Origin of the sequence: Nocardiopsis sp. TSRI0078, assembly GCF_001905145.1 — a bacterium.
Lineage (GTDB): Bacteria > Actinomycetota > Actinomycetes > Streptosporangiales > Streptosporangiaceae > Nocardiopsis.
In genome coordinates, this window is record NZ_LWLB01000004.1 from 143593 (window position 1) to 157603 (window position 14011).

The window sequence follows — 14011 nt, forward strand, 5'->3', positions numbered from 1 at the left end:
AAGTCGGGCGGCTCCCTCCCCGACAGGAGACGTCACGATGTCCGCACAGCGACAGTCCCCCTCCGACCCCGCACCGAGGCCCCCCGAGGAACCGGCCCCGGCGGCGGCCGTCCCGGCCGCTCCGTCCACCTGGTGGCTGACCGGGGCCTCGCTCACGATGGCCGGCGCCGCGGTCGTCCTGCTCAGCGGTGAGGCCGCGGTGTGGGGCGGCCCCGAGCCCGCCACCGCCGCGGTCACCGTCCAGCGGCCCGACGCCGACCGCGTCGGCGCACTCGTCGAGCACACCCGTACGGCCCACGAGGAGCTGGTCCCCGTGGTGGAGGCCATGGAGGAGTTCCTGCCCACCGACGGCTCGCACCCTCCGCTGGAGCCGACCGATCCCTCGGTGGTCCACTCCTGGCGCACCGGCGTCCGGGAGGCCGCGGACCGCTTCGGCGAGCCGTCCGGGGGAGACACCGTCCACGAGGCCACCCAGGCGGGTATGGCCTCCTCCGTCCAGCTGCTGTCCATGTCGGTCGAGGCCTACGCCGGGGCGGCGCTGGTCGAGGACGAGGACCTGCGCATGGACACCCTCCACATCGCCATGGACCTGCGGGACCAGGCGGTCCACTCGTGGTCGGTGGCCGCCACCCACCTCGACCTGGCCAGCGTGGACAGCGGCCACGGCCACGTCCACCTGTACCTGCCCGCCCCGCCCGACGGCGGGGCCCTGCGGCCCGACGGAGCCGAGCCCGGGAGCGGGAGGGCCCCGGCCTCCGGGGGCGGCCACGACCACTGACCACCGAGCACCCGAATCCGAGCACGGAAGGCACCGACATGCCGCGACCAGTCACCCTCTTCACCGGACAGTGGGCCGACCTGCCCTTCGAGGAGGTGTGCTCACTGGCCTCCTCCTGGGGCTACGACGGTCTGGAGGTCGCCTGCTGGGGCGACCACCTCGACGTCACCCGGGCCGCCGAGGACGACGGATACGTGCGCGACCGGCTGGACGTGCTCGAACGCCACGGGCTGGGCGTGTGGGCGATCTCCAACCACCTGCTCGGCCAGGCCGTCTGCGACGACCCCATCGACCAGCGCCACCGGGACATCCTGCCCGCGCGGGTGTGGGGGGACGGGGAGCCCGAGGGCGTGCGCCGGCGGGCCGCCGAGGAGATGGCCACCACCGCGCGCGCCGCCGCGAGGCTCGGCGTGTCCACGGTGGTGGGTTTCACGGGTTCGGCGATCTGGAAGTACGTGGCGATGTTCCCGCCGGTGGGCGAGGACGTCATCGAGGCCGGGTACCGGGACTTCGCCGACCGGTGGAACCCGATCCTGGACGTGTTCGACGAGGTGGGGGTGCGCTTCGCCCACGAGGTGCACCCCTCCGAGATCGCCTACGACTACTGGTCGACCGAGAAGGCGCTGGAGGCGGTGGGCCGCCGCCCCGCGTTCGGCCTGAACTGGGACCCCAGCCACATGGTGTGGCAGGACATCGACCCGGCCGGATTCCTGTGGGACTTCCGCGACCGGATCTACCACGTGGACTGCAAGGACACCCGCAGGCGGCTGGGCAACGGCCGCAACGGGCGGCTGGGCTCCCACCTGCCCTGGGGCGACCCCCGCCGCGGCTGGGACTTCGTGTCGACGGGGCACGGCGACGTGCCCTGGGAGGACTGCTTCCGCACGCTGAACGCGATCGGCTACCAGGGGCCGATCTCGGTGGAGTGGGAGGACGCGGGCATGGACCGGCTGGTCGGGGCCGCCGAGGCGGTGGACTTCGTCCGGTCGAGGGCCTACGACCCGCCGGAGGCCTCCTTCGACTCGGCCTTCGGCTCGGAGTGACCCCGCGGGCCGGGCCGCCCCGCCGCGGCGGTCCGGCCACCGGGCCGGGCACGGGTCTCACATCATGGGGGCGATGACCACCCGGTAGCGGCCGCCGTCCGCGGTGGAGACGTCGTGGCGGAAGTCGTTGACCCGGTTGACGGAGCTCTGCACGGCGTCGCTGCCGAGGGCCGCGGTGTCCGCGGTGGGCAGGTGCTCCTCGACGGCCCTCACCGCCTCGTCGACGGACATGGCGGTGCTTCTGCGCTCAGGGGTGATGCGGAGTCCGTCATCGGTGAGGCGGCTGATCACGATCCGGAACATACCGGGTCTCCCTGAGGCGTCGGGGGGCTGACACCGGCATTCTTCCCCATCGCCGCCGGTTCGGGGAACGGGTCCGGGAACGAGGCGGACCCGGTGGCGGGAGGGTGCGTGCGCGGGGGCCGGGGCCTTCGCCCGGCCCCCGAGCGGCGCCTGGTCAGACCTCCAGGGTCTCCTCGATGTTCTTGAGGCGGTGCCGGGCCAGGGCGAGGTTGCCCCGGGTGCGGTCCAGGGCCAGGTAGAGGAAGAGCCCCTGTCCCTTGCGGCTGGTGAGGGGCCGGATGATGTGGTACTGGCCGGACAGGGTGATGAGGATGTCCTCGATCGCGTCGTTGAGTCCGAGCTGGTCCATGGTGCGCATCTTGGCGCGGACCACCTCGGTGTTGCCCGCCGCGGCGACGGTGAGGTCGAGCGAGTTGGTCGCGGCGAGGGTTCCCAGCGCCATCCCGCTGCTGTAGTCGACGACGGCGGCGCCGACCGCCCCGTCGATCTCCATCATTTCCTTGAGTCCGGTCTCGATGTCGGGCATGTCCTTCTCTCTCCTTTGGGTACGTCGGCGCAGCGCCTTGTCGGCCATCCAGTGGCGCAGGCCCGTGACACCGCGTCGGGACGGGCCAGGGGTCACGCGGTCACCGACCGGGAACGGTCGACGGGCAGCGAGCGGAGCGCGGTGAGGACGCGCTCCAGGACCCTCCGGTCCACGGGCGTGGCGGTCCGGGCGGCGGGGCGGGGCCGGTCCCGGTCACGGCGGGGCGGGTGGTCGGAGTCGCTCCGGGGCGGTGGGAGCCGCGGGGGCACCCGTGCCGTGCGCGCCAGCCGACGCAGCCGCCGCAGGGCGAAACCGAGGTTTCCCTCCGTACGGCCCATACGCACCTGCACGCACAGGTCGGAGTCCTCCAGGACGGCGAACAGCAGGTGGTGGTCGGCGTCGGTGACGACCACGTCCTCCAGTGCCTGGGCGGCGCATAGCGGACCGCCGCGGATGGCCCGGAGGATCTCCGCCGTGTCCGTGGCGCGGTCGTCGGCGCCGACGCGGGTGAGGACGCGCCCGCCTCGCCAGTCCACGAGGCAGACACTGCGCACACCGGGCGTCTCGAGCATCTCCCGCAACTGCTGGTCGAAGCGCACGTCGGTCCTTTGCGAAGCGGGGCCGGGTCTTCCCACGGCCCGTGACGAATCAGGCGAACTGCCCTTTGCGGACATCACGAGAATAAGGATCGCGCGTCCGCACCGCAGGCTTTTCGACAATTTTTCGCATTGCACCTGCTTGCAGGGACGCGAAGTTCCTTTCACCAGAAAGGCAGCATGAGTGGAATGCACGGTTCGCCCCGGAGACAAAAGTGATCGTCCGGAGCGTTCCGGACGATCACTTCTCTCATTGTGTGGGGTTTTCGGGCCCTGTGGCCCGGGCCGGTCCGGGACGAAAGGCCCGGTTGAGGGTTCGGGGAGGCCCGTGTGCAGGCCCGGGACCAGCGCGGGCGGGGGTCAGAGCCAGGCGGCCTCGGAGGTCGCCAGGTCGTAGCGGGCCGGGACGACGTCCAGGTTCCCGGACCCGACCCGCTCTCGCAGGTCGTCGTCCCCGCGGAGCCGGTCGGCGATGTGCACGGCGTTGGCCCTGACGCAGGCGTCCACGAAGTCGCCGCCCTCGTCGGGGGTGGCGTCGACCACCGGAAGGATCTCCTCGACCAGGTAGCCGACGTGGCCGTGGGGGACGTCCCCGGTCCGGTGCGCCTTCACCGCGGCGGTGACCGCGCCGCACGAGGCGTGTCCCAGGACGACGACGAGGGGGACCGCCAGGTGCTCGACCGCGTAGCTGATGCTGCCGAGCACGGACCCGTCCAGGACCTGTCCGGCGGAGCGGATGGTGAACAGGTCGCCGAGGCCGCGGTCGAAGACCAGCTCGGGCGGCACCCGGGAGTCCGCGCAGCCCAGGACCACGGCGAAGGGAGCCTGCCCGTGCACCAGCTCCTCCCTGCGGGCGCGGCCCTCGTTGGGGTGGCGGGAGGCGTGCCGGCGCCAGCGCCTGTTCCCCTGTTCGAGGAGGCGCAGGGACGCCGCCGCGTCCCCCGGGCGGGGCGGGGGCGCGGGTGCGGACCAGGCGGGGGCGGGAGCCACCGCGGAGACCGCGGCGCCGACCCCTCCTGCGAGTGAGGCGCGCAGGGCGCCGCGACGGGTGATAGCCATGGAGGCCCTCATTCTTGATAGGGGCAAATCAGGACTTATGCCGCCAAACGAGGGCCAAGCTACTCTTGTGCCGCGAAAACCATCAAGTGCTTTTAACGCTCTCCTAGCGCACTTCTCCAGAAGGCCGGGAACGCGGCGCCGGGGGCATGGCGGTGACCACGGGGCACATTGCGAGCAATCACTTTTACGTGTTTTGGCAAACCTTTTTCGCGTCCCCTGCACCCGGCTCGGGGCCCGGTCCCGGCGCGCGGCCGGGCTACGGCGGCCACCGGAGGCCGCGGAGGGCGGCGGATCCCGCTAGGATGCGTTACCAACCGACCGTTCGTTAAGAAATCCTCGTGGAGGTCCCGGTGCACGGAGGCGGCGCCTTCGGCCACCCCGCACACCGGACCGCCTCCACCAGGTAGATTCGACAACCGTGTCCAGATCTTCCTCTGCCGAACCAGTGCCCTCCCGCCGCGGGACCGCGGGGCGGCGGCGCTCGGGCCGCCCCGGCCACGACGCCGACTCCGTCCTGCGCGTGGCCGCCCGCGTGTTCAACGAGCGCGGATACGACGGCACGAGCATGGAGGACCTGGCGCGCGCCCTGGGCGTGACCAAGTCGGCCATCTACCACCACGTCACCGGCAAGACCGAGCTGCTGCGCCGCTCGCTGGACCTGGCCATGGACGCCCTGTTCGCGGTCACCCGTGAGGAGGCCTCGACCACCGGCCCCGCCGTCGACCGCCTGGAGCACGTGCTGCGCGGCAGCGTGCGGGTGCTGGTGGAGGAACTGCCCCACGTGACCCTGCTGCTGCGGGTGCGCGGCAACACCGAGGTGGAAAAGCGCGCCCTGGAGCGGCGCCGCGAGTTCGACCACCTGATCGCCGACCTGGTGCGCGAGGGCGCCGCCGAGGGCGACATCCGCCCGGACGTGGACCCGGCGGTCGCGGCCCGCCTGCTGTTCGGCATGGTCAACTCGATCGCGGAGTGGTACAAGCCCGACCGCGGGCTGGACTCCGCGGAGATCGCCGACACCCTGGCCAGGATCGCCTTCGCGGGCCTGCGGGACTGAGCGGACGGCGGCGCGCGGCCCCGGAGCGGGACGGGGTTCCCGGGTCCGCCCGCGGCTCCGGTCCCCGCATCCGGCCCAGGTTCCGGACCCGGCCCCGGCGCCCGCTCCGACTTCGGTCCCGGCTCCGATTCCGCGTGACCGTACCCGAGGGTCACGCGCCTGATTCACTGCGTTGTCGCTGGCCACATCGGGTCAAACACGTTGCCTCCCACCCCTGGCGCCATGGCGGTCCCCCTCCTTACTATCCATGCACCGACCGAATTGTGACCTAGGTCATGGAAAGTAGTGAGCCGTGCTCGACCACCTCGCCCAGGACTGGATGACCCCCGCCATCGCCCTCACGGTCTCGGCGATCGGCTCCTTCCTCGGGCTCTCCTTCGCCGCCCGCGCGCGCAGTGCGGCGGGCCCCGTGCGATGGCAGTGGCTGGCCCTGGCCTCCCTCTCGATCGGCGGCATGGCCGTGTGGTCGATGCACTTCATCGCCATGATGGGCTTCTCCCCGCCCGGGGTCTCCGTCCGCTACGACGCCGTGCTCACCGTGGTCAGCGGTGTCATCGCCATCGTGGTCGTCGCCGTCGCACTCACCATGACGGCCCTCAGGAGGACGGCCCCCTGGCTCCTGCTCGGCGGGCTCGTCGCCGGGGTGGGGATCGTCGCCATGCACTACACCGGCATGTACTCGATGAACGTCCACGGGGAGGTCCACCACGACCCCCTGTACGTCGCCCTGGCCGGCGCCATCGCGCTGGTGGCCGCCACCTTCTCCCTGTGGTTCGCCTCCCGGGTGCGCGGGCACGCGGCCACGGGCGCCGCCGCGGTCGCGATGGCCGTCGCGGTGACCGCCATGCACTACACCGGCATGGCGGGCGTCCACATCACCCAGCCGCAGTTCTCCCGCTTCGGGGCCCCGGACGGAGCCACCGCGGCCGGCCTGCTGCTGCCCCTGATCGTGGGCCTGTTCGTCTTCCTGCTGATCTGCAGCCTCTTCCTCCTCCTGGGTGTGGAGGACGAACGCCCCTCCTACGCCCCGCGCCCGGTCCACGCCGACCCGTCCCGGCCCGGGGGCGGATCCGACACGCCTCCCGAGGGGTACACACCCCGGCACTCCACCGGTCCCCAGTCCGTGCCGGACGGCCGGTCCGTGCCGGGCGGCGCCGACGACGTGTGGACCAGGCGGCGCTGAACCGGCCCCGCGGCCGGGAAAACCGGTGGCGCGGCGCGAGGCCCCGGTCCTAGACTCGCCGGGCCGGAGCGCCGCACCGCGGCGGCCCGCGACGACGGAGAGGAAGCAGAGCCATGGCCGTCACCACGAGTGGTTCCACACCGACCTTCCCGATCGTTCGCGAGCCCTGAGCCGGAAGACCCTCCGGGCGGCTCGCCCCGTAGAGAGTCCGCCGTGAGCACGTACAGCAGCACAGACACCCCCACCGTCCATCCGCTGACCCCGCTGGGGTGGAACCGTCGTGTCGAGCAGGCCTTCGACGCCGCCGCCTCCGGCAGCGCCCATCCCCTGACCCCCGCGCGCGTGGCCTCCGTCCGCCGCGGCGCGGCGGTGGTCCGCCTCCCCCGGGAGACGACCGCCGACTACTCCCCCGCCGTCACCAGGGCGGCGCAGGCCGACCCGTCCGCCGCCCCGTGCGCCGGCGACTGGGTCGCGGTGCGCCGGTCCGGCGACGCCTGGCTCGTCGAGGCCGTCCTCGAACGCGCCGGGAGCCTCGTCCGCCAGGGCGTGGCCAAGGACTCGCACGACCAGGTGCTGGCCGCCAACATCGACGCGGTCCTCATCTGCGAGGCCGCCGACCAGGGACCCAACGTGGGCCGGCTGGAGCGCTTCCTGAGCCTGGCCTGGGCGAGCGGCGCGACCCCGGTCGTGGCGGTCACGAAGGCCGAGCTGGCCGGGGAGCGCCTCCCCGAGGTGCTCGAACTCGTCGAGTCGGTGACCACCGGCGCCGACGTGTACACCGTCAGCGCGCACACCGGCCTCGGGCTGGAGGAGCTCTCCGCCCGGTTCCTGCCCGGCACCACCTGGGTGCTGCTGGGCACCTCCGGCGCGGGCAAGTCCAGCCTGGTCAACGCGGTGGCCGGGCGCACGCTGATGGACACCGGCGAGATCCGCCAGGACCGGCGGGGACGGCACACCACCACCCACCGCCAGCTTCTCCAGCTGCCCGGCGGAGCGCTGGTCCTGGACATCCCCGGTGTGCGGCGCATCGACGTGCCCGGCGCCGAGACCGGTGTGGACCAGGCCTTCGCCGACGTCACCGAACTCGCGGAGCGGTGCCGCTTCCGCGACTGCGCGCACGGCGCGGAGCCCGGCTGCGCGGTCAACGCCGCCGTGGACGAGGGCGAGCTGGACGTGCGGCGCCTGGAGCGCTGGAACCGGCTCCGGCGCGAGGCCGAGTGGAACCGGTCCCGAGGAGACGCGCGCCTGCGCGCCGAGCGCAGGAGGCAGTGGAAGGCCGCCGAGCGGCAGGCCCGGGAGAACGCCTGGCGCAAGCGCGGCCGTTAGCGGAGTGACCGCAAAGGTTCACCGGGCCGGCCCTGACCGGCGTTGATCCTGTACCTATAGCGAGTTTGGGCGCCCAGACTCGCTATAGGTACAAGATCAACGAGCGTGGAGCCTCTTGCCTCACACCCGCCACGTTTACGGACAGCTCGTCAGCGCAAGCGCGGCCCCGTGCTCCGGAGCGGGTGCGGGGTCCGCGGCATGTCCGTGATGACCCCGCCGGCTCGTCCTCATCCATGCCCTTGGCCTCGGCCGGTAGCGCGGCGAACTCGTGCGCGGCCACGCCGGTGAGCACCGCACGGTGCGGCCAGGCCGACACCCGGTCCTCGACCTGGGGACGGTCCTCGAAACGGGGCACTGGTGGTGCGGGAGGCTGCCGGGATCAAGTCCAGCGTGCACTCTCAACCCGGTGCGGGTGGTCGTCTCGGCGATCGTGTTGACAACGACCTCGTGACTGGTCAGGGTCCTGCCGCGCCAATTGGTGCTGACAGCCGAGAACAGCCGGTGCCCGACCTTGTCCCCCTTGGAGACATCGGAGGGGAAGTGGCACACCGTTGCCCGTTTCGTGGGCGAAGGCGGCCAGGTGCTTCTTCCAGCCCGGGCCCGGTAGCCGCTCCCCACCCAGCCGGTGTCGGCTCCGATGCGGTAGGTCCCGTAGGGGACGGCCCTGGCCGCACCCTTCTCCGGAAAGTCGTGGGCCCGCACCTGGGCCAGGCGGCACAAACGGTGCCGTTCACGGCCCGGGATGACGTAGTCGCCGAGGACTTCCTTCTTCTTGGCTTCGACGCTGAGCACAGGCTGGTCGGTGTTCAGGTACTCGGTGGCCTGGTCGTCGATGTAGTGGTACCCGGCCTCGCGACCCACATGTCAGGCACCCTCGGTAGCGCGTGGAGTCCCCCTCAGGCGGACTTCGGCTTCGAGCAGGGCCGCGGCAAGGTTGTATGCCATCTTGGTAGACCAGCACAGTTCCGCTCCCCGAGAAAGATCAGCGCCACCCACCACACTCGGCAAGCACCCGAGCAAAAACCTCTCTCCTTGGAATATTCCGCTCTATCTCCCCAAGCCGCTCCCTGAAGGAATTTTCGAGATCCACTCCCGGCCCGAGAAGCGCATTGTCTTTTTCCTGCCAGATGCGCTCCACCCCCTCCAAAGTGGTCTTTATGCCCCTGAACTCGGTGCGAGAAAACCCCCCACCAAGGTCGATGATGTCATCACACGTACGCCAGAAATCTGAATGCGCATGGGACATCCACTTTGCTCGAAATCGGGGCTCCTCCACCTCTGCCCCCGCAACATGCATGACAAAACTAGCACCGTACGCAAGCACCCCCTCCCGAGTGCAGGCATCCTCTACAACCCCTTGAAGCCGCTTCCACTCCCTTATCTCAGAATACTTCTCATCGAATGTATCAAAAATTCCCACACGAGAGGAATTGACCATTTCATTCACTGCGCCAATAAACGGCGCGTCCGCCACTTCCAAAAAGGGCTTCAATCGCATCATGGCCAACACTCCGAGAAAAGTCGTAGCGTCCACCACACCTCCAGGAAACGGGACTCCAGCAAAGCACCGAAAATATATTCTATCTTCTGAAGACCACCCGCCACGGCGTGTTCCCACTCGGAGAAACACCCCTGCCCATACCGATGTTGCTTGGCGACATCCCTCTACCGACAGCCCCGTTGAAGCAGGCGGAACACATCCGCGTCGACGAGGCCATGGCCTCAAGCACCTGCCCGGGTCGCAGGCTGTTCATGATGGTCTGTTCTGCGTGACCAACACCTGGCTTAAAAATTTCACCTGTACCGCTCAACGGAGAATTCCCTCCCCTCCAGGCATCAGGAATCCCCCTGAGGTTTGTCGCTACCCAGGTCTGTGTCTTTCCCCCTGAGCTCACACGGGCAACCGCGACCGTGGCGCTATCCTCCCCCAATGTTCCATACAGGTCGCGTGCCCTATCGAGGAGCTCGCCACCGCAGTTGTGGTTGAGGAGCTGGTTCTCCCCCGCCGCCACATGGTACGTGTGCAGGTCGGTGACGGTGAGGTTGCGAACCGTCGCGATCTGGGTGTCGACCTCGACGGCCGAGACCTGCACCCACGTACCGGACGAGGTCTGCAACCACATTCCCGGTGCGAGGTCGACCGCGTCGACCCAGGCGTCCAGCTCCGGAACCCAGAACGGGTGACCATCAGTCGCCACGATCACGTCCCCGACTGCCACCGGGCCCGGGATCTCCGACGCGCTCTCCGAACCCGCCGACTCACCCTCCTCGGGGGCCTCCCGCTCGGTGGTCGGATCCACCGTGATCTGAACCAGCGTCTTGGCGCCCTCGCCGACGATGGTCGCCGCCACCGTCCGCGCGCCCTGCTCACCGGTCTCCGGATCGGTCGCCACGACCTCGTCGCCGACCTCGACGTCCTCGATCGCCTTGGTCGAACCGTCGGCCATCAGCACACCCGTACCGGGCACGAAGCTGTTCTTGCACCCGCCCCGCGCAGCGGACGTGGGCGCCGAGGACACGGGTGCGGGCCTGGGCGTGGTCGAGGTCGGCGTCGGCCGCGGCGGCTTCGGAGGAGGCGGCGGCTGCGGCGTCCGCGGCTTGGCTCCCCAGCGCGCCCACGAGGACGCACCCGAACGCGAACCGGCGCTGCTCGCCCAGGAGGAGAACCGGCTGCCGATCGCACCCGCGATACGTCCGCCGATCGCACCGCCCGCGGCGCCCAGCGCACCGCCGATCACGGTCGCGGTGGCCGCACCGCCCCACGACCAGTTGTTGCGCGGGGTGTCCATCCCGTACTGGACCAGACCGCTGACCGCGCCGCCCAGGGCGGCGCAGCCGATCGCGCCCGCGCCACCGGTCAGCGCGGTGCAGCCCACGCCGACCGCGATGCCCACGCCGACCGAGACGATGGTGCTCTTGTTCTTCTTGACCCACTTCTTGGTGGATTTGTAGCCGGACTTGACGGCCTTGCCGACCTTGCTGGCCCCCGACTTGACCTTGTCCCAGGCGTTGCTGAGCCACAGGCCGGTCGGGTCGGAGAAGGTCAGCGGGCTGTTGTTGGCGTAGGCGTAGCCGTTCATCTGCAGCGGGTCCGACGGGTCCACGACCGGGTCCGCCGAGATGAACCGCCCCAGGGCCGCGTCGTACTCGCGCGCGCCGACCAGGGTCAGGCCGGTGGAGGCGTCCACGGTCTTGCCGAGGAAGCCCTTGTCGTCCGGCCAGGCTCCGCCGGAGGAGCCGCGCCCCTCGCCGAAGGGCGTCAGGTAGCGGCGCACCGACTGCTCGGAGTCGGCGTCCATGGCCACCTGACCGGTGCCCTGGTGGTCGGATGCCAGCAGGTCGAGCCGGTCGGGGGTGCGCACGGCCACCGTCTGCCCGCCGTGCTCGTAGTAGCGGGTGGCCTCCACCTCGCCGGTGAACCTGTCCGCGCGCAGCTCCATGCCCGGCAGGTAGAGGGTGTCGGCCTCCGGCGTCGAGTACATCAGGCGGTCGCCGTCGGCGGTGTAGGTGAAGGAGGTATCACCCGCGTCGGTGGAGACGGTGTCGAGCCTGCCCTCGGGCGTCCAGCTCAGCTCCTGGCGCTCACCCGCCAGTTCGCGCACCACCGTGTTGCCCGCCGCGTCGTAGTCGAAGACGGACAGGGTGTCGCCCTGCGGCGTCTGCTCGACCACCTCGCGGACGGTGTTGGGCTGGTCCTGCCCCTGGTCGGGGTAGGTGTAGTCGCGCACGGCGTCGTTGCCGGCCCCGGTGACGCCGTGCAGGGTCTCGCTGACCCGGTTGCCCGCGTCGTCGTACTCGTAGGAGTGCCAGTAGGCGGCGGGGCCGCCCACCGAGGACGCGGTGGGTGCGGCGTCACAGCCCCCGGGGTCCTCGTGCGGCAGGGTCCAGGCCTCGGTGAGCTGCAGCAGCGGGTCGTAGGTGAAGCACTGCGTCTCGGTGGCTCCGCCCTCGGGGGAGTCGGTGACGGACAGGACGTTGCCCGCGTCGTCGTAGGTGTAGCCGGTGTCCAGGAGCGGCGCGGCGCCGCCCTGGCGGTCCACCCGGGTACCGAGCAGGCGCTGGGTGCCCTTCTCGAACTCGTTGGTGATCCACGCCTTGGGGCCGGACCCCGCGGCGAGCTCCATCTGGAGCACCTGGCCGAGCTGGTTGTACTCGGTGCGGGTGACGTAGGAGTCGTCACCGGAGAGCGATACGGGACGGCCGATCTCGTCGTACTCGATCACGGTCGACTCGGCGGACAGTCCGCCGGCGGCGGGCAGGCCCATGCCCTGGACGGTGCCGTCGACGTTGTAGCTGATCGAGAACTCGTAGTTGCCCGCCAGCGCCCCCTGGGAGTCGGGGACCCCGTAGAGGATGTTGGTGGGCCGGTCGAGCCGGTCCTGGCCCACGATCCCGATCCGGAAGTCACCCTCGGGGGTATGCCGGGTCTGGATGAACAGCTGGCCCTTGAGGCGGGTGTCGTACTGGTAGCTGGTGAGCTTGGTGCCCTCCCCGGGCGCGCCCTCCCACGTCTGCACCCGTCGACCGAGGCCGTCGTAGACGTAGGAGACCGTGGTGCCGTTGGCGTCGGTGGTGGAGACCAGCTGGTCGAGGTCGTCGTAGACGCTGGTGGTGGTCCCGGTGTCGGGGTCGTGCACGGCCACCTGGCGCCCCCGGGGGTCGTACATGCCGAAGTGGCCGCCGGCGACCGGATCGCCGAGGGCGTCGTGTCCGGAGCGGTCCAGGTCGATCCGCTCGTCCACGGTCCCGGTGAGCGGGTGGAAGACCTGCGCCAGACCCGCGGCCCGCTCTTCGCCGACCGTGTGGCCGGGCGTGCCCGCGACGAGCTTGACCGAGGTGTCGGTGGCGTTCCGTCCGGGAGCGGTGTCGACCAGGCGCACGTGCTGGCCGAGGAAGCCGGAGCTCTGGGCCAAATCCATGCCACCGGTGTTGCGGACCACCGCGAGGACCTGGCTCCGGGTACCGTCCGCCTCGGATCTGAAGACGTGGACACCGCCGGTGTCGGTCTCTCCGTCGCCCAGGTCCTCCCCGGGGGATCCGACGGCGATCATGGTCTCCTGGACACCACCCGCGGTGCGGTAGTCGATGGCGTCGACGGCGGTGCTGGTACGGTCCCCGGCCTCGGATGCCCCGCTCACCCCGCCGGGCAGCTCCGAGTCCTGGTAGAGGTCGCCCACGTAGTCCGGACGGTCACCGGCCTGCTCGTGGTTGAACAGGTGGACGGTCCCGGCGAACTCCTCGGAGCCGATGGCCTCCCCCGGGGCACCGACCGCGATGAGGGTGTCGCCGGCCGCGACGTCGAAGCCGTAGCGGTCGTTGACCTCGACCGTGCCGCGCACACCGTCGGTGTCCTGGTGGAAGGAGGCGGTGTGGTCGCCCCGGACGTACTGGACGTAGCCGGCGTCCTCGGAGTCCCCGACGGACTCCCCGGGGATCCCGATGACGGCGTAGAAGGTCCCGTCGGCGGCGTTGCCCGCCGCGACGGCGTGGCCGAACCAGTCCCCGGCCTCCGGGCCTCCTCCGAACCCGGCGGTGTCCTGGTCCCAGAGCTTGGCCGCAGCGCCCTGGCCCAGGCCGTCGGGGGATCCGTGGACCACCATGACCGCACCGGCCTCGTCCCTGTCGTCGACCTCCTCGTAGGGCAGGCCCACGATCAGGTCGGCGCAGCCGTCACCGTCGTGGTCGAAGGTGTCCATGACCTCGCCGAAGCGGTCACCTTGTCCCGGCTCACCGGGGACGGCGCCGGTTCCCCTCTCCAGGAGGGCCGGCTCCCGCTCGCCGCCGTAGGCCACGGTGATCCGTCCGGCGCGCTCGTTGCCGTCGACGGGGGCGTCGGGGTCGCCGATCACCAGGTCGGGGATCCCGTCGCCGTCGAAGTCGGACGCGGTACCGCCCGCACAGGTGTCGGCCGCGGCCGGGGAGGCGCCGAGGGAGGCCAGGAGCACGGCCGCGGCGGCCGGTACGGCGCACACGCGTACCGCGGTGGTGGGGGATGTCATCTACGGGTTCCTAGCGGGGCAGGGCACGGACAGGCCGGAGCGCTAAGGAACGAATAAAACGGGACTATAACGACAAAAGGTATTCAATGCCGCGATTATTTATACATCAGACAAAAGCGCTCGCACGCGGCCACATGTCCCCCC

11 protein-coding genes and 1 pseudogene are annotated in these 14011 nt (G+C 70.8%); 5 read left to right on the plus strand and 7 right to left on the minus strand.

The window, feature by feature from the left end; all coding sequences use genetic code 11:
- The first annotated feature begins 37 nt into the window (after positions 1-37).
- Both A6A08_RS06315 and A6A08_RS06320 read left to right on the plus strand, forming a co-directional pair.
- On the plus strand, positions 38-778 hold the full coding sequence (locus A6A08_RS06315) for a hypothetical protein (protein ID WP_073701585.1): 741 nt from the start codon (positions 38-40) through the stop codon (positions 776-778).
- A gap of 38 nt (positions 779-816) precedes the next feature.
- Positions 817-1821, plus strand: coding sequence for a sugar phosphate isomerase/epimerase (locus A6A08_RS06320; RefSeq protein ID WP_073701586.1), 1005 nt, complete (start codon positions 817-819; stop codon positions 1819-1821).
- Positions 1822-1878: 57 nt separating this feature from the next.
- Here the strand turns inward: A6A08_RS06320 and A6A08_RS06325 are convergent, their stop codons facing one another.
- From A6A08_RS06325 to A6A08_RS06340, 4 genes are all read right to left on the minus strand, one after another.
- The gene (locus A6A08_RS06325) at positions 1879-2124 is read right to left on the minus strand and encodes a hypothetical protein (protein WP_073701587.1); all 246 of its coding nucleotides are present in this window, start codon (positions 2122-2124) and stop codon (positions 1879-1881) included.
- 154 nt (positions 2125-2278) lie between these two features.
- Entirely contained in the window at positions 2279-2650 is a 372-nt protein-coding gene (locus tag A6A08_RS06330) for a hypothetical protein (protein ID WP_073701588.1), read from the minus strand.
- A gap of 92 nt (positions 2651-2742) precedes the next feature.
- A complete protein-coding gene (locus A6A08_RS06335; RefSeq protein WP_073701589.1) occupies positions 2743-3249 on the minus strand; it encodes a hypothetical protein in 507 nt (168 codons plus the stop codon).
- Between the two features lie 357 nt (positions 3250-3606).
- Complete coding sequence (locus A6A08_RS06340) at positions 3607-4305, minus strand: carbonic anhydrase (protein WP_073701590.1); 699 nt, start codon at positions 4303-4305, stop codon at positions 3607-3609.
- Between the two features lie 520 nt (positions 4306-4825).
- Here A6A08_RS06340 and A6A08_RS06345 point away from each other — a divergent pair.
- The 3 genes from A6A08_RS06345 to rsgA all read left to right on the plus strand — a co-directional run bounded on the left by A6A08_RS06345 (position 4826) and on the right by rsgA (position 7868).
- Positions 4826-5359 carry a TetR/AcrR family transcriptional regulator gene (locus tag A6A08_RS06345; protein ID WP_073701650.1) on the plus strand — a complete coding sequence of 178 codons (534 nt, stop codon included), beginning with the start codon at positions 4826-4828 and terminating at the stop codon, positions 5357-5359.
- Between the two features lie 292 nt (positions 5360-5651).
- A complete protein-coding gene (locus tag A6A08_RS06350; RefSeq protein WP_073701591.1) occupies positions 5652-6542 on the plus strand; it encodes an MHYT domain-containing protein in 891 nt (296 codons plus the stop codon).
- A gap of 213 nt (positions 6543-6755) precedes the next feature.
- Positions 6756-7868 (plus strand): ribosome small subunit-dependent GTPase A, encoded by a 1113-nt coding sequence (rsgA, locus tag A6A08_RS06355; RefSeq protein ID WP_073701592.1) that lies wholly within the window; start codon positions 6756-6758, stop codon positions 7866-7868.
- Positions 7869-8231: 363 nt separating this feature from the next.
- On the opposite strand, the pseudogene A6A08_RS06360 reads toward rsgA, so the two are convergent.
- From A6A08_RS06360 to A6A08_RS06365, 3 genes and pseudogenes are all read right to left on the minus strand, one after another.
- Positions 8232-8831 (minus strand): annotated as a pseudogene (locus tag A6A08_RS06360) (ISAzo13 family transposase); the annotation flags it as partial.
- Positions 8832-8850: 19 nt separating this feature from the next.
- The gene (locus A6A08_RS27420; RefSeq protein WP_143181682.1) at positions 8851-9402 is read right to left on the minus strand and encodes a hypothetical protein; all 552 of its coding nucleotides are present in this window, start codon (positions 9400-9402) and stop codon (positions 8851-8853) included.
- Between the two features lie 46 nt (positions 9403-9448).
- Positions 9449-13867, minus strand: a complete 4419-nt coding sequence (locus A6A08_RS06365; protein WP_073701594.1) for an RHS repeat-associated core domain-containing protein — start codon at positions 13865-13867, stop codon at positions 9449-9451.
- Positions 13868-14011 lie beyond the last annotated feature (144 nt).